Genomic DNA, 17,706 nt, shown 5'->3' with positions numbered 1-17,706 from the left:
TGTTTCGAAACGCTGCGAGACAATAAAAAAAGGGCACCCGAAGGTGCCCTTTCGTCAAAGCCTAAGTGACAGAAACTGTCAGCTTAGAACTTGTGACGGATACCGGCCGTAACAGCGAACTGGTTCGAGCTGTTCGAGAAGCCCAGGCCGTTCAACGATGCGCCGCCAGGAGCGTCGTTGTTGGCGTGTTGCCACAGACCAACCAGGTACGTGTCCGTGCGCTTCGACAGGAAGTAGTCGACGCCCAGGTTGACTTGGTGGTACTTCGGCGAACCGCTGTTGCCTGCCAGAGCGATCGTCGACCACGTGTACGTGTACGATGCGCCCAGTTGCAGTGCCGGGGTCAGCATGTACTTGGCGTTCAGTTCGGCGTTGTCGAACTTCCAGCTGCCGCCACCAACGTATTGGTACACGCTGTGTGCGTAGACCAGACCCAGCGTGGCCGGACCGAAGGCGTACGAACCGCCTGCCGATGCGATCCATGCCTTGTCGCTGGCAACCAGGCCGCCGAGCGTCATCGGGGTCGTAGCATCGCCACCGTTGTTGATCACACCGGTCGAGTTGCTAGCCGGCGAACCGAGGTACAAGTAGCCTGCACCGAACGACACCGGGCCGTTAGCGTAGCCCAGACCGAACGAGTAAGCACGGTTGTTGGCGAAGCCCGAACCGGTCGAACCGTTGTTAGCCGAGTTCGAGAAGCCATACATACCGCCGGCGCTGAAGCCGTTGTAGTTGACCGTCGTGTACTTGACCGAGTTGTTGACGCGGAACGAGTTGTTCAGGTTGTCGTTGTCGAACGGGTGAGCACCCGCGAACGTCGACCACTGGCTACCCGAAGCGTACGGACCAACGAAGTCAACCACGGAGTCGTACTGACGACCGATGGTCAGCGTACCAGCCGTTGCGCTGCTCAGACCAACGTAGGCTTGACGACCGAACATGCGGCCGTTTTGACCCAGCGTGCCCGAACCCAGGTTGAAGCCGTTTTCCAAGACGAAGATCGCCTTCAGGCCGCCACCGAGGTCTTCAGCACCCTTCAGGCCCCAACGCGAACCTTGCAGGTTGCCGTTAGCGAACTGGAAGTTCTTCGAGGTGTTGCCCGTGCCAGCCAGGTTACCACCGGTCTTGCTGACGTATTGCAGGCCAGCGTCGATGATACCGTACAGGGTCACGCTGCTTTGTGCGTGAGCAGCGCCAGCGAATGCGCCGAGCACACCCAGAGCGAGAAGCGACTTTTTCATTGAGTGATCTCCAAAGGATTGTGAGATTTGTTTAACAAGGTCACTAGTGATAACGTCCTTGCTAATCAACTTCGCGAGAAGTTGGACGTAATGTAACAAATTCACTTTGGGCGGCAAAGGAAAAGGCCGGTTTTACGCGGGTTTGCGACGGGTTTTGTTTCGTTTACGCAACATCGTGGAAACCGGCGTCCGGCGGGGATTTCGCGCGTTTGCGCCCGCGCAAGGCGCGCCGGATAAAGGGGCGTATCATCGGCGGCAGACGCGAAAGAATCGTCCAACGTTCCACATAGTGAAAGATTGAAGCGAGTTGAAAGTACGATGTTCTCCGATAGCCTGATTTCCGAACTTGACCGTGGCCTGCGCGCGATCGCAGGCGTCACGCAAGCTTCCCGTCCGACTCCCGCGGCCGTACCCGCTACCCGTAGCGATCCCGCCGATGACGCGCTGACGTCGGAGGAGCGTCGCCACGTGGCCGGACTGATGCGGGTCAACCATGTCGGTGAGGTCTGTGCGCAGGCGTTGTACCAGGCACAGAAACTGGCAACGAAGCGTCCTGAACTACGGCGCGCCTTCGAGCATGCCGGCAAGGAGGAAGAAGACCATCTGGCCTGGACGGCGCACCGCCTGACCGAATTGGGTTCGCGCCCAAGCCTGCTCAATCCGCTGTGGTACGCCGGCGCGTTTGCGATCGGCTTTGTCGCCGGCAAGTGCGGTGACAAAGTGAGCCTTGGCTTCATGTCGGAGACGGAGCGCCAGGTGGAGCACCATCTGGACAGTCATCTGGACGCGCTGCCGCCGCACGATTTACGCTCCCGCGCCATCGTCGATCAGATGCGCGCCGACGAGATCGAGCACGGTCAGGCCGCGCGCGACGCGGGTGGCGTGGAATTGCCGGTCCCCGTGCAGCGCGTGATGCGTGCCGCCGCCAAAGTCATGACGACGACGGCCTACTATATATAGTGTGTTCGGAACGTCCCCCCGAAAGACCCCTACCTCCTGAGTCGACCTCCTCGCGTTTCGCGCAACGGCCAACGACGGCATCGTTTTGGCTCGGCGTGAGCGCGCACTACCCGGTATCGATAGTGATGGCGGGCCTCCCGCGAGGCGATGCCTGAAATATGAGGTTCCACTTTCACTATCGCACTTATGTCTTTAATTTTCCTGACAAAATTCCGTTTTCTCGCTTTAGGAAAGTGAGCTAAGTCATTGTTCTGACTACCAAATTCCCTTCGAAAAACGGGCGAAACGCTTGACCGGCCATACACTCTCCTCTAAAGTGGGAAATAGTGTGAGAAAGTGTATTTTTGTGTGGCGTAGGGCACAAAATCTTTCTCTTTCGGCATGACGGGCAGGCGGACGAAACCTCACAGGAGCGCATGTGTTTCAGGGAGCCTCGGCACTTTCACTGGATGCAAAGGGACGGATGTCGATTCCGGCCCGGCACCGTGACGTGCTTCAGGGCGACGCTGAAGGCAAGGTGACGATCACCAAGCATCCGGATGGCTGTCTGCTGCTGTTCCCGCGTCCCGAATGGGAGATCTTCCGCGGCAAGATCGCCGCACTGCCGATGGACGCGCACTGGTGGCGACGCATTTTTCTGGGCAACGCGGCCGATGTCGAGATGGATTCGGCGGGCCGTGTCCTGGTGGCGCCGGAGTTGCGTGCGGCCGCGGGCATGGACAAGGAAGTCATGCTGCTGGGCATGGGCAGTCATTTCGAACTCTGGGATGCCGCGACATATGCCGCCAAGGAACAGGCGGCGATGGCGCAGGGCATGCCGGAGGCACTGAGGAACTTCACTTTTTGACAGATCAGGTGGTCCGACGAGCATGGCGCAAGCGGTGGAAACGGTAATGCAGCACCGCACGGTCCTGCTGGAGGAGGCCGTGGATGCCTTGCTGTGGCGCGACGATGGCGTATACGTCGACGGCACGTTCGGCCGCGGCGGGCACAGTCGCAGGCTGCTCGAACGGCTGGGCCCCAAGGGCAGACTGATCGCGTTCGACAAGGACCCTCAAGCGATCGCGGAGGCGGCAAAGATTGCCGATCCGCGATTTTCGATTGAGCACGACAGCTTCGCGACGTTGCGCGAAGCGATGGCCCGGCAAGGCATTGAGAAGGTGTCGGGCGTTTTGCTGGATCTGGGCGTTTCGTCGCCGCAGTTCGACGACCCCGCGCGCGGATTCAGTTTCCGTTTCGACGGCCCGCTCGACATGCGCATGGATCCCACGCGCGGCGAGTCGGCCGCCGACTGGCTGGCTCGGGCAACGCTGGAAGAAATGACGGAGGTCATCAAGGACTATGGGGAAGAACGGTTTGCTTTTCAGATTGCAAAGGCGCTTGTTGCTCGCCGGGCAGACGCCGACCGCCTCGGGCCTCTCGTCAGTACACGCGAGCTTGCCGCGATCGTGGCGGGCGCCGTCAAAACCCGTGAGAAGGGCAAGGACCCGGCAACACGTACCTTTCAGGCTTTACGGATTCACGTCAATCAAGAGCTTGCGGACTTGCAGATAGCACTGGATGTGGCGGCCGATGTCCTCGAAACGGGAGGCAGACTCGTGGCGATCAGCTTTCATTCGCTGGAAGACCGTATCGTGAAGCGCTTCATGCAAGCGCGCTCGAGCGCGCCGGCGGTGGATCGCCGCGTGCCTTTGCGCGCCCACGAGATTCCCGAGCCGCCGTTCAAGGCCAGTCGAAAGATCAAGCCGTCGGACGCCGAGATCGAAGCGAACCCGCGTTCGCGCTCGGCAATCATGCGTGTGATGGAGCGGGTGTCGTCATGAGCCGGCTCAATATCCTCCTGCTCGCGCTGCTCATCGGCTGTGCGCTCTCACTGATCAATGCGCAGTACCGCGCACGCGGCACGTTCGTCGAACTGAACCGCGAGCAGGCGCTCGAGCATCAGTTGCTGCAGGACTGGGACCGTCTCCAGTACGAACAGAGTGCACAGAGCAAGAGCGCCCGTATCGAGAGCGTGGCTCGCAGCGACCTGAAGATGCAGGCCGTCTCGCCGGGTCGTACGCAGTATCTGTCCGCCCCCGCCGGTGGCTCCGGCGCGATGGTCGATGTGCCGGTGCCCACGGCGAGCGCCGCGTCGGCGCCTGCCAGCGGAGGCAAGCGATGATTCGCCGCAAAGACGCCAAGGCCAAGACCAAGGATGTGCAGTTCTCTGCCAGCCCGGTCCTGTCCGTGCGTCTGCCGATGTGGCGCTCCAAGATGCTCGTCTTCGTGATCTTCGGTGCCTTTGCATCGCTGGTCGCGCGCGCATTCTGGATTCAGGGGCCTGGCAACGCCTTCTATCAGCGTCAGGGCGAGAGCCGTTACGAACGCACACTGGAGATGTCCGCCACGCGCGGGAAAGTGTTCGACCGTAACGGACAGGTGCTTGCCACGAGCCTGCCGGTCAAGGCCATCTGGGCAATTCCGGAAGATGTGCCCGACGATGTTTCGGCCGATCAGGTGCGCAAGCTTGCCCGCCTGCTCGAGATGAGCGAGCCGGATCTGCGTCGCAAGTTCAATCAGGAAAAGAGCTTCGTCTATGTGAAGCGGCAAGTCTTGCCGGACGTCGCCAAGCAGGTCGCGGATCTCGATATTCCGGGCGTGTATCAGCGCAAGGAGTACAAGCGCTTCTACCCCGAGGGCGAAATCGCCGCGCACGTGGTCGGCTTTACGAACGTCGAGGATATCGGTCAGGAAGGTGTCGAGCTTTCGATGCAGAAGGACCTGGCCGCCACGCCGGGTAGCCGCCGCGTGATCAAGGATCGTCTCGGTCGTGTGGTCGAGGACCTCGACATTCTGGCGCAGCCGCGCGACGGCCACGATATTACCCTTTCGATCGACAGCAAGATCCAGTTCCTCGCCTACAGCGAACTCAAGGACGCCATCGAGCGCACGGGCGCGAAGGCTGGCAGCGCCGTGGTGCTCGACGTGCGCACGGGCGAAGTGCTCGCGCTCGTCAATTTGCCGACCTACAACCCGAACAACCGTACGAACCTGACGGGCGCGCAGTTGCGCAATCGCGTCATTACCGACACCTTCGAGCCTGGCTCGATCATGAAGCCGATCACCATCGCGGCGGCCATCGAGAACGGTTACGTGAAGCCGACGTCGACGGTGATGACCACGGGACGTGCCAATTTCTTCGGCGCCAACATTACCGACACGCACGATTACGGCTTGCTGACGGTGGCCGGCGTCATCCAGAAGTCGAGCAACATCGGCACCGCCAAGATTGCGTTGCAGATGAAGCCGCAGGAAATGTGGGACATGTTCACCAGCGTCGGTCTCGGACAGGCGCCGAAACTCGGTTTCCCGGGCGCGGTGGCGGGACGTTTGCGTCCGGCCAAGAGCTGGCGTCCGATCGAGCAGGCGACGATGGGGTATGGCTACGGCCTGTCGGCGTCGCTGATTCAGTTGGCCCGCGCGTACACCGTCTTCGCACATGACGGCGAATTGCTTCCCATCTCCATCTACAAGACGGACGGCAGCGTCGTGAAGGGAACCCAGGTGATCTCGCCGGCCACCGCGCGCGAAGTGCGCAAGATGCTGGAAATGGTGACGTCGCCGGGCGGCACGGCCACGCGTGCACAGGTCATCGGCTATCGCGTCGGCGGCAAGACCGGTACGGCGTACAAGCAATCGGGTCGGGGATACGACAAGAGCAAGTACCGCGCATCGTTCGTCGGCATGGCGCCGATGTCCGAGCCGCGCATCATCGTGGCGGTCACGCTCGACGAGCCGGGGCGCGGATCGCACTACGGTGGCGTGGCCGCGGGCCCGGTGTTCGCGTCGATCGTGGGCGGTACGCTGCGTGCATTGAATGTGGTGCCGGATTCGCCGGTGACCAAGCTCGTCGTGAGCGACAAGGTGGAGGAGAGCGAGCCATGGGCACCGTGACGCCGACGCCGCAAAATCCCGCCACGTTCGCGATGATCGCGGATGCCGCCGATCGTGCCTCGCTCGCGCAGGCATGGGATTGGCTGCGCCGCACGGTGCCGGCCACGGCAACGCTGCATGCCGATAGCCGTCGCGTCGCGCCGGGGGACGTGTTCGTCGCCTACGCGGTCAAGGGCGCCGACAGCCGGGGGTTCATTGCCGACGCCGTGGAACGTGGCGCCGCCGCCGTACTCTGGCAGACGGACGACTTCACGTGGCCCGCATCGCTCAGCAGCCTCGCAGGCGTGCCGCAGTTCGGCGTGCCGCGTCTGGACTGGCTTGCAGGCCCGCTCGCGGCGCTGTGGTACGGCGAGCCGAGTGTCGGCATGACGATGCTGGGCGTGACGGGGACCAACGGCAAGACATCGTGCAGCCAATGGCTGGCGCAACTGCTGACCAAAATGAGTGTGCGCAGCGCCGTAATCGGTACGCTGGGCAGCGGATTCCCGGGGCATCTCACGGTGACGGGGTTTACGACGCCCGATGCCGTCCAGCTCCAGCGAAGCCTGGACGATCTGCGCGCGCAAGGCGCTGCGGCGATCGCGATGGAGGTGTCGTCGCACGGTCTGTATCAGGGGCGAGTCAACGGCGTCGCGTTCGATGTCGCCATTTTCACCAATCTGACGCAGGACCACCTCGACTACCACGGCACGATGGCCGAATACGAGGCAGCCAAGGCGCGCCTGTTCGACTGGCCGGGGCTGAAGGCCGCGGTCATCAATCGCGACGACGCGATGGGGCAACGTTTGCTCGCGCGTCTGGCGGGCAAGACGCCAGTCTTCGAGTACGGTCTGCACGGTAGCGCGACGTCGTCGCACGGCAACCGCGTATTGCGCGCCGAGGATATTCGCGCGACGACTGCCGGTACGCGTTTCACGCTGCATATCGACGACCAGAGTCAGCAGGTCACCGTGCCGCTGATCGGCGAGTTCAACATCAGCAATGCGCTGGCCGTGCTGGGCGCGGCACTTGCTGCGGGTGTCGCACAGGACGCCGCCATTGCCGGTCTCGCCACGCTCGAACCCGTCTCCGGTCGCATGGAGCAGATCGGGCAGCCGGGGCAGCCACTGGTGGTCATCGACTACGCGCACACACCCGATGCGCTGGACAAGACGCTTGCCGCGTTGCGCCCCGTGACGCAGGCGCGTGGCGGCAAGCTCGTGTGCGTGTTCGGCTGCGGTGGAGATCGCGATGCGGGCAAGCGTCCGCAAATGGGCGCGGTGGCCGAGCGTCTGGCGGATGCCGTCGTGCTCACGAGCGACAACCCGCGCACCGAGGTGCCGACAGACATCATGGCGCAGATCGCCGCCGGTCTGACTCGCCCCGACGCGGCACGTCGCATCGAAGATCGCGCCAGCGCGATTCTTCAGGCCGTGCGCGGTGCGCAGCCGGCAGATGTCGTGCTCGTTGCGGGCAAAGGGCACGAAAGTACACAGGAAATCATGGGCAAGAAGCGGCCGTTCTCCGATCAGGAGCACGCGCGTCTGGCACTCGCTGCACGTGCGACGACGGTGCGCGGAGGTGGCGAATGACGCAAACGATCATGTGGCAACTGAGCGACGCCAAAGCCGCCGTCGCCGATTCGCAGGTGCTTGGCGAGCCGTCGACGGCGTTCTCGCGCATCGTGACGGACAGCCGCTCGGTCCAGCCCGGCGATCTCTTCGTGGCGCTCAAGGGTGAGCGTTTCGATGCGCACGACTTCCTGGCCGACGTGGCGCGCGCAGGCGCGGCTGCCGTGGTGGCGACGCACGTGCCGGAAGCTTTCGCAACGCCGGCGCTGATCGTGCCTGACACGCGCATCGCGCTGGGCGAGATGGCCGCGGCGTGGCGGCGGCGCTTTGCCATTCCCGTGGTCGCGGTGACCGGCAGCAACGGCAAGACGACCGTCAAGGAAATGATCTCGGCCATCTTTGCCGAGGCGGTGGGCGCGCAGGCGCGTCTGGCGACGGCGGGCAACTTCAACAACGACATCGGTCTGCCGTTGACCGTGTTTCGTCTGAACGACGGCGACAAGCTGGCCGTGCTCGAACTCGGCATGAACCATCCGGGCGAGACGGCGTACCTCGCGAAGATCGCCCAGCCGACGGTGGCCGTCATCAATAACGCGCAGCGCGAACATCAGGAGTTCATGGTGAGCGTGGCCGCCGTGGCCGAAGAACATTCGGCCGTGCTCGCGGCGCTGTCCGACGACGGTGTGGCCGTTTTCCCCGCGGACAGTGAATTCGCCCCGATGTGGCGCGAAGTCGCGAATCAGCGGACAAATCAGCGCCGCGTGCTCGACTTCGCGCTGGACATGCGTGCGGCCGTCTCGGGCCGTTACGACGTGGCGACCCGCGTGTTGCGCGTGGCCTCGCCCGCCGGCGAGTTTTCGCTCACATTGCCGTTGCTCGGAGAGCACAACGCGCGCAATGCCCTGGCGGCAATTGCCTGTGCGTTGGGGGCGCATGTCGATATCGGCTCGATTGTGCGGGCACTCGAAGCGTTTTCCGCCGTCAAAGGCCGTCTCCAGGTGTCCACGCTGTCAAAGGGACCTCTGGCAGGTGTCACGTTGATCGACGACACCTATAATGCGAACCCCGATTCCGTACGGGCCGCAATCGACGTACTCGCGCAAACGCCTGCACCGCGCGTTCTGGTGTTGGGCGACATGGGTGAAGTCGGTGACAACGGGCCCGCATTTCATCGCGAGGTGGGCGAATACGCCGCACAGCGCGGTATCGATCGTCTGCTGGCCATGGGCGAGCAAACGCCGGCGAGCGTTGCCGCTTTCGGCGACGGCGGCGAACATTTTTCGGATGTGACCAATGTGGCGCCGCTGGTGGCGGCGTTGAACGCCACGTTAAGTGCGCCAGCGACGGTGTTGGTGAAGGGAAGCCGCTTCATGCGGATGGAGCGCGTGCTCGAACAGTTGCGCGCGACGAGTGAAGGCGGGGGCGGCGACGCCCCGGCCAAGTGATAAAGGATTGATGGAATGCTGCTGACGTTGGCGCAATGGCTGCAAGCGGATGCGAGCTATTTGCGCGTGTTCAACTACCTGACGTTTCGGGCCGTGATGGCAAGCCTCACGGCGCTGGTGATCGGGCTCTCGTTCGGGCCGATGGTCATTCGCAAGCTCGCCGAAATGAAGGTGGGACAAGCCGTGCGTACCGACGGCCCGCAGACCCACCTGGTGAAGTCGGGTACGCCCACCATGGGCGGCGTGCTCATCCTGATTGGCATTACCGTCGCCACGCTGCTCTGGGCGGATCTGAGCAATCGTTTCATCTGGATCGTGCTGCTCGTCACGCTCGGTTTCGGCATCATCGGCTGGATCGACGACTACCGGAAGGTGGTCTACAAGGATCCGCGCGGCATGTCGTCGCGCGAAAAGTATTTCTGGCAGTCGATCATCGGCCTGTTCGCGGCGATCTATCTGGCGTTCTCGGTCTCGGAGACGAGCAACCTCAAGGTGTTCGAGTTGTTCATCAGCTGGGTGCGCAACGGTTTCCCGCTCGATCTGCCGCCCAAGGCGGACTTCATCGTGCCGTTCTTCAAGACGATGAGCTACCCGCTGGGCGTGTTCGGCTTCATCGCGCTCACTTACTTTGTCATCGTAGGCTCGTCCAACGCCGTTAACCTCACCGACGGTCTCGATGGGCTGGTGATCATGCCGGTCGTGCTCGTGGGCGCGGCGCTCGGCGTGTTCGCCTATGTCATGGGCAACGTCGTCTACTCGAAGTACCTGTTGTTCCCCCACATTCCGGGCGCGGGCGAGTTGCTCGTGTTCTGTTCGGCGATGTCGGGTGCGGGGCTCGCGTTCCTCTGGTTCAACACGCACCCGGCGCAGGTTTTCATGGGCGACGTGGGGGCACTGGCACTCGGCGGCGCGCTCGGCACAGTGGCTGTCATCGTGCGTCAGGAAGTCGTGCTTTTCGTGATGGGCGGCGTGTTCGTCGCCGAAACGATTTCCGTGATGCTGCAGGTGACCTGGTTCAAGTACACCAAGAAGCGATTCGGCGAAGGGCGCCGCATCTTCAAGATGGCGCCGCTGCATCACCACTTCGAATTGTCGGGATGGAAGGAAACACAGGTGGTGGTCCGCTTCTGGATCATCACGCTGATGCTGGTGCTCATCGGTCTGTCGACGCTGAAGCTGCGTTGACGACACGATAGGGACACGGCAGGCAACGGACGTAGAAGACGAGACGGCGACGTCGCAGAGATGCGAAGTCGCTTTCGCGCAAAGTTGGACCGAAGCAAAGTAGGACTAAAGGTAAGGCCGCTCGCGCCGATAGCAGGAGATCGGTGTCGTTGAAGCGATGCATTCGTAGGTTGTTTGAATCGATTAAAAGGAAAGAGCGACGTGTTCGGCGAGAAGTTTGGTGAATCCTGGCAACCGCGTGTCCTGATCCTGGGTCTGGGAGAGTCCGGCCTGGCGATGGCGCGTTGGTGCGCGCGTTACGGCTGCCGAGTGCGCGCGGCCGACACGCGCTTTGCGTCGTCGGAGACACCGCCGAACGTTGCGACCCTGCGCGCGGAAGCGCCGCAGGCGGAGTTCGTCGGCGGGGCGTTTGCGGACCAGATCGACGCATTGCTCGCCGATATCGACCTCATTGGCATCAGCCCAGGGTTGTCGCCGCTGGCCGCAGACGTGGCGGCGCTACTGGCGGTGGCCGCCGAGCGTGGCATTGCGGTGTGGGGCGAAATCGAGTTCTTCGCACAGGCGCTGCGTCACATGCAGTCGACGAGCGGATACGCGCCGAAGGTACTCGCCATTACCGGCACGAACGGCAAGACCACGACCACGAGCCTGACCGGGCTGCTGTGCCGTCGCGCCGGAAAGCGCACGGCGGTGGCCGGCAATATCAGTCCGACCGCGCTCGACCGTCTCAGCGAATGCATCGCCGATGCGTCGCTGCCCGACGTCTGGGTGCTCGAACTCTCCAGCTTCCAGTTGGAGACGACGTACTCTCTCGCGCCCGACGCGGCGGCGATTCTCAATATCACGCAGGACCATCTGGACTGGCATGGCGACATGGACGCCTACGCCAACGCCAAGGCGCGCATTTTCGGTGAGCACACGGTGCGCGTGCTCAATCGCGACGATGCCCGCGTGATCGCCTTCGCCTCGCCCGAGGCCAATGTCGTGACGTTCGGCACGGGCAAGCCCGATGCGGTGGGCGACTTCGGACTCGAGATGGAAGGCGGCATGTCGTGGCTGGTCGAAGGCTTCACGCGCGACGACGCGCCGCCCGCCCCGAAACGCCGCAGCAAGGCCGGCGCCGCAGCCGAAGCGACGGTCGAAGTGCTGGGCAAGCGACTGATGCCGGCCGACGCGCTGCGCATTCGCGGCCAGCACAACGCGGCGAACGCGCTGGCGGCGCTCGCCCTCACGCGCGCGATCGACCTGCCGCTGGCCAAGCTGCTGCATGGTCTGCGTGAGTACCCGGGCGAGCCGCACCGCGTGCAACTCGTCGCCACCATCAACGAAGTCGAGTTCTACGACGATAGCAAGGGCACCAACGTCGGTGCGACCGTCGCGGCCATCACCGGGCTGGAGAAGACGTTGCTGCTGATCCTCGGCGGCGACGGCAAGGGACAGGACTTCTCGCCGTTGGCCAACCCGGTCGCGCATCATGCGCGCGCCGTGCTGCTGATCGGCCGCGACGCACCGCTGCTGCGCGAAGCCCTCACGGATACCGGCGTGGACCTGATCGACGCACCGACACTCGAAGACGCTACTCGCGAAGCGGCGAAGCTGGCGCAGCCCGGCGACGCCGTGCTGCTCTCGCCGGCCTGCGCGAGCTTCGACATGTTCCGCAACTACGAGCATCGCGCGCAAGTGTTTCGCGACACCGTGGTTGATCTGGCCGCCGACGCGGGGGTGATGCTATGAACCGTATCAAGTCGTTCTTCAGCAAGAAGCGTCAGGCCGGCTTCGCCGGTGCGGGCACGGCCACCGCGCCGGGCGCGGCGACGTCCGCCGCCAATCGCACGCTCGGCAGTATCAAGCCGACGCGCTCGCGCATGCTCGAATACGATCATGCGCTGGTGTGGGTGGTGATTTCGTTGTTGTCGCTGGGACTGATCATGGTGTATTCGGCATCGGTCGCGCTGCCGGACTCACCGAAGTACAGCGGCTACTCCACCTATCACTTCCTCGGCCGTCACGTGATCTCGCTCACGATCGGGCTGGTCGCGGCAGTGGTCACGTTCCGGATTCCCGTCAAGACGATGGATCGGCTCGCGCCAAAGCTCTTCCTGCTGGCATTGCTGTTGCTGGTGATCGTGCTGATCCCGCACGTGGGCAAGGGGGTGAACGGCTCGAAGCGCTGGATTCCGTTCGGCGTGCTCAACCTGCAGCCGTCGGAGATCATGAAGCTCGCCGTCACGCTGTACGCCGCGAATTACACGGTGCGCAAACAGGAATTCATGCAGAGCTTCGGCAAGGGCTTCCTGCCGATGGGCATTGCGGTCGTCTTCGTCGGCATGTTGCTGCTGCTCGAACCGGACATGGGCGCCTTCATGGTCGTGGCGGCCATCGCAATGGGCATTCTGTTCCTCGGCGGCGTGAACGGCCGGTTGTTCGGCGGGCTGGCGCTCACGGCGGTGGGGACCTTTGCGATGCTGATCTGGCTGTCGCCATGGCGTCGGGAGCGGATCTTCGCGTACCTCGATCCGTGGCGCGAAGACTATGCGCTGGGCAAGGCTTACCAGCTCACGCACTCGCTGATCGCATTCGGGCGTGGCGAGTGGACGGGCGTCGGGCTTGGCGGAAGCATTGAAAAACTGCACTACCTGCCCGAAGCGCATACCGACTTCATTCTCGCAGTGATTGGCGAGGAGTTCGGCTTCGTGGGCGTGCTGGTCGTGATCCTGCTGTTCTACTGGCTGGTGCGCCGCGCCTTCGAGATCGGTCGTCAGGCACTCGCGCTCGAGCGCACCTTCGCCGGCTTGCTCGCCAAGGGTGTCGGCGTGTGGCTGGGGGCGCAGACCTTCATCAACATGGGCGTGAATCTGGGCTTGCTGCCGACCAAGGGGCTGACCTTGCCGCTGGTCAGTTACGGCGGCTCGGGCATCTTGCTCAACTGTGTGGCCGTGGCGATTTTGCTGCGGGTGGATTACGAAAACCGCGTGCTGATGCGGGGAGGAAAAGTATGACCGAGCGCGCTACCGCGATGCCGGCGCCGCAGACGAAGACACGCACGCTGCTGGTCATGGCCGGCGGCACGGGCGGTCACGTCTTCCCGGGGCTCGCGGTCGCCAACTTCCTGCGTGTGCAGGGGTGGCGCGTGGTCTGGCTTGGCAATCCCACCGGCATGGAAGCGACGCTCGTGCCGAAGTACGACATCCCCATGGAGTTCGTGAAGTTCGGCGGGCTGCGCGGCAAGGGAATGATGACGAAGCTGCTGCTGCCGCTGAACCTGCTGCGTGCGTTCTGGCAGAGCATCGGTGCGGTGCGCCGCGCCAGGCCGAACGTGGTGCTCGGCATGGGCGGGTACATCACGTTTCCGGCAGGGATGATGGCGTCGCTGCTGGGGCGTCCGCTCGTGCTCCATGAGCAGAACTCAGTGGCCGGCATGGCGAACAAGGTGCTTGCGCGCGTGGCGGACAAGGTGCTCCTCGCCTTCCCCGACACCATTGCGGGCGGCGAGTGGGTGGGTAACCCGATCCGGGCGGACTTCGACGAGATGGCGCCGCCGGCCGAGCGCTACAGCGCGCGCACTGGCCCGCTGCGCATTCTGGTCGTGGGCGGGAGTCTCGGCGCCACGGTGCTCAACGAGATCGTGCCGAAGGCGCTGGCGAAGCTGCCGCGCGACGTGCGTCCGCAAGTCACGCATCAGGCGGGCGTCAAGCACATTCAGACGTTGCAGGCGAACTACGCCGCAGCGGGGGTGACGGTTGACGCGGTGCCGTTCATCGACAACATGGTCGAGGCTTATGCCGGGGCGGATCTGGTGATCTGCCGGGCGGGGGCCATGACGGTGGCCGAAGTGGCTGCCGCCGGCGTGGCGGCGCTGTTTGTGCCATTCCCGCATGCGGTCGACGACCACCAGACAACGAATGCGCGTTTCCTCGCCGACAAGGGCGCGGCAACGCTGATCGATCAGCGCGAGCTGTCGGTCGAGACCCTGGCCGAGTGGCTGCGCCGTCAGACGCGCGAATCGCTGCTCGCGATGGGAGAGAAAGCCAGGGCGCTCGCCAAGCCGGACGCCACCGAACAGGTGGCGCGCGTGTGCGCGGCTCTGGCCAAGGATTGAAATGAAACACATCGTCAAACATATTCACTTCGTCGGCATTGGCGGCTCGGGCATGAGCGGCATTGCCGAGGTGTTGCTCAACCTGGGATATCAGGTGAGCGGCTCCGATCTCGGCGACAACGCGGTCACGCAGCGTCTCGCCAGCCTTGGCGCGCGCATCGCTCGCGGCCATGCGGCGCAAAACATCGACGGCGCCGACGCCATCGTCGTCTCCACCGCCATCACGGCAGACAATCCCGAAGTGCTCGCGGGGCGTGCACGTCAGATTCCCATCGTGCCGCGCGCGCTGATGCTCGCGGAACTCATGCGCCTGAAGCAGGGGGTCGCGATTGCGGGCACCCACGGCAAAACGACGACGACGAGTCTCGTGGCAAGCGTGCTGGCGCAGGGTGGACTGGACCCGACATTCGTGATCGGTGGCCGTCTGAACAGTGCGGGGGCGAACGCGAAACTCGGCACCGGCGATTTCATCGTGGTCGAGGCCGACGAGTCGGATGCCTCCTTCCTGAACCTGAATCCGGTCATCGAAGTCATTACGAACATCGATGCCGACCACATGGATACGTACGGTCACGACTTCGCCCGCCTGAAGCAGTCGTTCGTGGCGTTCACGCAGCGTCTGCCCTTCTACGGAATCGCCGTGCTGTGCGTGGACGATCCGAACGTGCGCGAGATTCTGCCGTTCGTCTCGAAGCCGATCGTGCGTTATGGCCTGTCGGAAGACGCGCAGGTACGCGCCATCGACGTGCGCGCCGATGCGGGGCAGATGCGCTTCACGGTGCTGCGTCAGTTCGGTGCGGGTGCGGCGCCGCTCGACATCGCGCTCAATTTGCCGGGCGAGCACAACGTGCGCAATGCGCTGGCGGCGATTGCGATTGCGACGGAACTCGAAGTGCCGGACGCCGCCATTCAGCAGGCGCTGGCGGAATTCAACGGCGTGGGCCGACGCTTTCAGCGATATGGCGACATCGCCGTACCGAAGTCGGGGGGCGAAGGGACGTTTACGCTCATCGACGACTACGGCCATCATCCGGTCGAGATGGCGGCCACGCTCGCCGCCGCACGCGGGGCATTCCCGGGGCGTCGCATCGTACTGGCCTTCCAGCCGCATCGCTACACGCGCACGCGTGACTGCTTCGAGGACTTCGTGAAGGTGCTCTCGGATGCCGATGCGGTGGTGCTCGGCGAGGTGTATTCGGCCGGTGAGGCGCCCATCGTGGCGGCCGACGGCCGCGCGCTGGCGCGCGCATTGCGTGTCGCCGGCAAGGTAGAACCCGTTTTCGTGGAAGACGTCGCCCAACTACCCGACGCCATTCTGCAAGTCGCCCGTGCGGGCGACGTCGTTATCACCATGGGTGCCGGCTCCATCGGCGCGGTGCCCGGCAAGTTGCAAGTTCAGCAAGGAGTCTGACGTGAGTGCTTTCGATCCGAAACGTTTCGGCAAGGTTGGCGTCCTGATGGGCGGGCGCTCGGCCGAGCGTCAGATCTCGCTGATTTCGGGCAATGGTGTGCTCGAAGCGTTGCGCAATCGCGGCGTGGATGCGCATGCCTTCGATACCGGTATGAACGACCTGACCGTGCTCGCCGCGCAGAAGTTCGACCGCGTGTTCATCGCGCTGCATGGGCGTTATGGCGAAGACGGCACGCTCCAGGGTGCGCTGGAGCATCTGGGCATTCCCTACACCGGCAGCGGTGTGTTGGCTTCCGCGCTGGCGATGGACAAGGAAATGACCAAGCGCATCTGGATCAACGAAGGGTTGCCCACGCCGCGCTTCACGATGCTGCATGCCGATACCGATTTCGACGCCGTCGCGCGCGATCTGGGTCTGCCGCTCATCGTCAAGCCGTCGCGTGAAGGCTCGACGATCGGTCTGACGAAAGTCACCGAAGCGTCGCAATTGAAGGCGGCGTTCGAGAAAGCCGTGGCGCTCGATCCGGACGTGCTGGCCGAAGAGTTCATCGATGGCGACGAGCTGACCGTGCCGGTACTGGGTGTGGGTACCAAGGGGGCGAACGCGGCGCGCTCGCTGCCGGTGATCCGTATCGTTGCCCCGGATGCGAACTACGACTACCAGAACAAGTACTTCAAGGACGACACGCGCTACGAATGCCCGCCGCCGTTGTCGGTGTCCTTGCAGGAGGAAGTGCAGCGCCTGGTGCTGCGCGCCTACCTCGTGCTCGGTTGCCGTGGCTGGGCGCGCGCCGACGTGATGCTGCGCAAGCGCGACAACAAGCCGTATCTGTTGGAGATCAATACGTCGCCGGGTATGACCGGCCACTCGCTGGTGCCGATTTCGGCGCGGGCGGCGGGCCTGTCGTATGAAGACCTGGTGGTTGAAATTCTGGCGACTGCGACGCTCGATCTGCATCCGAACGCGCAGTGGAAGCCCGAGTGAGTCGAGTTAAACATTGAACGCGTTGAAGAACGCCCTGATACGGAAAGCAAATCGCCATGTGGCACAACGTACGCCTGCTCAACGCCATCGCGAGTGCGCTCGTCGCACTTGTCGTGCTGGCGGCGCTCGCGGCGGGCGGCCATTGGCTGATCCAGCGGCCGGTCTTCACGCTCAAGGCGATTCAGATCGACGGGGATGTGGCGCATATCAACGGGCCGACGCTGCGTGCCAACGCAGTCTCACGCCTGAAGGGCAACTTCTTCACGATCGATCTGGACGCGACGCGAGCGGCGTTCGAGGCCGTGCCCTGGGTGCGTCACGCGAGCGTTCGGCGCGTCTGGCCGAACCAGTTGGCGGTGACGATCGAGGAATACAAGCCGCTGGCCACGTGGAACGACGGCCGTCTGGTGAGTGTGGACGGCGAACTGTTCGCGGCCAATCTGGCGGAAGCGGAGGACGACGGCAAGTTGCCGGAGTTCGCGGGGCCGCCGGGCAGCGAGAAGGATGTGACGGCGCGGTACTACGACTTCGTAAAGTGGTTCGCGCCGCTGAATATGAAACCCGAGGCGGTCACGCTGTCGAATCGCTACGCATGGGGCGTGCGACTCGCAGGGGGCGTGCAACTGGCGCTGGGACGGGAGCGGACCCCCGAGACCCTCGCCACGCGCAGTCGACGCTTCGTACAGGCGTATCCGCAGGTAGCGGCGCGCTGGGGAAATCAGATCGAGTATGCCGATCTGCGTTACCCGAACGGTTTTGCAGTGCGTGCCGCGGGCATGCGTTTCTTGAGCGAAGAACAAGCCAAGAAGCTTGCCACGACACCCGTGCAAAAGCGGGATTCGCAGAAGCCGGCAGCGAAACCTGCCGCGCCGGTAAAGCGAAGCCAGTGAGACT

The 17,706-nt window shown here is 63.7% G+C and carries 15 protein-coding genes; 14 read left to right on the top strand and 1 reads right to left on the bottom strand.

The genetic code is table 11. The features are described from left to right. Nucleotides 1-83: 83 nt before the first annotated feature. Nucleotides 84-1,241 carry a porin gene (locus tag UC34_RS21785; protein ID WP_044457172.1) on the bottom strand — a complete coding sequence of 386 codons (1,158 nt, stop codon included), beginning with the start codon at nt 1,239-1,241 and terminating at the stop codon, nt 84-86. 318 nt (nt 1,242-1,559) lie between these two features. On the opposite strand from UC34_RS21785, the gene coq7 reads away from it, so the two are divergent. The 14 genes from coq7 to UC34_RS21715 all read left to right on the top strand — a co-directional run bounded on the left by coq7 (nt 1,560) and on the right by UC34_RS21715 (nt 17,702). Next, nucleotides 1,560-2,201 carry a 2-polyprenyl-3-methyl-6-methoxy-1,4-benzoquinone monooxygenase gene (coq7, locus tag UC34_RS21780; protein WP_044457171.1) on the top strand — a complete coding sequence of 214 codons (642 nt, stop codon included), beginning with the start codon at nt 1,560-1,562 and terminating at the stop codon, nt 2,199-2,201. A 418-nt stretch (nt 2,202-2,619) separates the two neighbouring features. Then, nucleotides 2,620-3,048: a division/cell wall cluster transcriptional repressor MraZ gene (gene mraZ / locus UC34_RS21775; RefSeq protein ID WP_044457170.1), complete on the top strand. Its 429-nt coding sequence runs from the start codon at nt 2,620-2,622 to the stop codon at nt 3,046-3,048. A gap of 22 nt (nt 3,049-3,070) precedes the next feature. Continuing rightward, nucleotides 3,071-4,024 carry a 16S rRNA (cytosine(1402)-N(4))-methyltransferase RsmH gene (rsmH, locus tag UC34_RS21770; protein ID WP_044457169.1) on the top strand — a complete coding sequence of 318 codons (954 nt, stop codon included), beginning with the start codon at nt 3,071-3,073 and terminating at the stop codon, nt 4,022-4,024. Continuing rightward, nucleotides 4,021-4,365, top strand: coding sequence for a cell division protein FtsL (gene ftsL / locus UC34_RS21765; RefSeq protein ID WP_044457168.1), 345 nt, complete (start codon nt 4,021-4,023; stop codon nt 4,363-4,365). Before rsmH ends, ftsL begins: the two co-directional genes overlap by 4 nt. Beyond that, nucleotides 4,362-6,137, top strand: a complete 1,776-nt coding sequence (locus UC34_RS21760; protein WP_044457167.1) for a peptidoglycan D,D-transpeptidase FtsI family protein — start codon at nt 4,362-4,364, stop codon at nt 6,135-6,137. The genes ftsL and UC34_RS21760 overlap by 4 nt, the downstream gene beginning before the upstream one ends. A 32-nt stretch (nt 6,138-6,169) precedes the next feature. Then, complete coding sequence (locus UC34_RS21755; RefSeq protein WP_044458539.1) at nt 6,170-7,708, top strand: UDP-N-acetylmuramoyl-L-alanyl-D-glutamate--2,6-diaminopimelate ligase; 1,539 nt, start codon at nt 6,170-6,172, stop codon at nt 7,706-7,708. After that, nucleotides 7,705-9,132, top strand: coding sequence for a UDP-N-acetylmuramoyl-tripeptide--D-alanyl-D-alanine ligase (locus UC34_RS21750; RefSeq protein WP_157123269.1), 1,428 nt, complete (start codon nt 7,705-7,707; stop codon nt 9,130-9,132). Before UC34_RS21755 ends, UC34_RS21750 begins: the two co-directional genes overlap by 4 nt. A 15-nt stretch (nt 9,133-9,147) precedes the next feature. Beyond that, on the top strand, nt 9,148-10,317 hold the full coding sequence (mraY, locus tag UC34_RS21745; protein WP_044457166.1) for a phospho-N-acetylmuramoyl-pentapeptide-transferase: 1,170 nt from the start codon (nt 9,148-9,150) through the stop codon (nt 10,315-10,317). Nucleotides 10,318-10,518: 201 nt separating this feature from the next. Continuing rightward, a complete protein-coding gene (murD, locus tag UC34_RS21740; RefSeq protein ID WP_044457165.1) occupies nt 10,519-12,051 on the top strand; it encodes a UDP-N-acetylmuramoyl-L-alanine--D-glutamate ligase in 1,533 nt (510 codons plus the stop codon). Beyond that, a complete protein-coding gene (gene ftsW, locus UC34_RS21735; RefSeq protein ID WP_044457164.1) occupies nt 12,048-13,316 on the top strand; it encodes a putative lipid II flippase FtsW in 1,269 nt (422 codons plus the stop codon). The genes murD and ftsW overlap by 4 nt, the downstream gene beginning before the upstream one ends. After that, nucleotides 13,313-14,416: an undecaprenyldiphospho-muramoylpentapeptide beta-N-acetylglucosaminyltransferase gene (gene murG / locus UC34_RS21730; RefSeq protein ID WP_084070884.1), complete on the top strand. Its 1,104-nt coding sequence runs from the start codon at nt 13,313-13,315 to the stop codon at nt 14,414-14,416. The genes ftsW and murG overlap by 4 nt, the downstream gene beginning before the upstream one ends. A 1-nt stretch (nt 14,417) precedes the next feature. Then, nucleotides 14,418-15,827 (top strand): UDP-N-acetylmuramate--L-alanine ligase, encoded by a 1,410-nt coding sequence (gene murC / locus UC34_RS21725; RefSeq protein WP_044457163.1) that lies wholly within the window; start codon nt 14,418-14,420, stop codon nt 15,825-15,827. Nucleotides 15,828-15,873: 46 nt separating this feature from the next. Further along, entirely contained in the window at nt 15,874-16,812 is a 939-nt protein-coding gene (locus UC34_RS21720; protein WP_237165357.1) for a D-alanine--D-alanine ligase, read from the top strand. A 56-nt stretch (nt 16,813-16,868) separates the two neighbouring features. Beyond that, a complete protein-coding gene (locus UC34_RS21715; RefSeq protein WP_044457161.1) occupies nt 16,869-17,702 on the top strand; it encodes a cell division protein FtsQ/DivIB in 834 nt (277 codons plus the stop codon). The last annotated feature ends 4 nt before the right edge of the window (nt 17,703-17,706 follow it).

Origin of the sequence: Pandoraea vervacti (assembly GCF_000934605.2) — a bacterium.
Classification (GTDB): domain Bacteria; phylum Pseudomonadota; class Gammaproteobacteria; order Burkholderiales; family Burkholderiaceae; genus Pandoraea; species Pandoraea vervacti.
Note: the sequence above shows the minus strand (reverse complement) of the source record. Positions and strands in the feature narration are given on the sequence as shown.

Excerpts from the sequence above, each read along its gene's own strand:
- UC34_RS21785 (WP_044457172.1), bottom strand. The coding sequence starts at position 1,241 with ATGAAAAAGTCGCTTCTCGCTCTGGGTGTGCTCGGCGCATTCGCTGGC.
- coq7 (WP_044457171.1), top strand. The coding sequence starts at position 1,560 with ATGTTCTCCGATAGCCTGATTTCCGAACTTGACCGTGGCCTGCGCGCG.
- rsmH (WP_044457169.1), top strand. The coding sequence starts at position 3,071 with ATGGCGCAAGCGGTGGAAACGGTAATGCAGCACCGCACGGTCCTGCTG.
- ftsL (WP_044457168.1), top strand. The coding sequence starts at position 4,021 with ATGAGCCGGCTCAATATCCTCCTGCTCGCGCTGCTCATCGGCTGTGCG.
- UC34_RS21760 (WP_044457167.1), top strand. The coding sequence starts at position 4,362 with ATGATTCGCCGCAAAGACGCCAAGGCCAAGACCAAGGATGTGCAGTTC.
- UC34_RS21755 (WP_044458539.1), top strand. The coding sequence starts at position 6,170 with ATGATCGCGGATGCCGCCGATCGTGCCTCGCTCGCGCAGGCATGGGAT.
- UC34_RS21750 (WP_157123269.1), top strand. The coding sequence starts at position 7,705 with ATGACGCAAACGATCATGTGGCAACTGAGCGACGCCAAAGCCGCCGTC.
- mraY (WP_044457166.1), top strand. The coding sequence starts at position 9,148 with ATGCTGCTGACGTTGGCGCAATGGCTGCAAGCGGATGCGAGCTATTTG.
- ftsW (WP_044457164.1), top strand. The coding sequence starts at position 12,048 with ATGAACCGTATCAAGTCGTTCTTCAGCAAGAAGCGTCAGGCCGGCTTC.
- murG (WP_084070884.1), top strand. The coding sequence starts at position 13,313 with ATGACCGAGCGCGCTACCGCGATGCCGGCGCCGCAGACGAAGACACGC.
- murC (WP_044457163.1), top strand. The coding sequence starts at position 14,418 with ATGAAACACATCGTCAAACATATTCACTTCGTCGGCATTGGCGGCTCG.
- UC34_RS21720 (WP_237165357.1), top strand. The coding sequence starts at position 15,874 with ATGGGCGGGCGCTCGGCCGAGCGTCAGATCTCGCTGATTTCGGGCAAT.
- UC34_RS21715 (WP_044457161.1), top strand. The coding sequence starts at position 16,869 with ATGTGGCACAACGTACGCCTGCTCAACGCCATCGCGAGTGCGCTCGTC.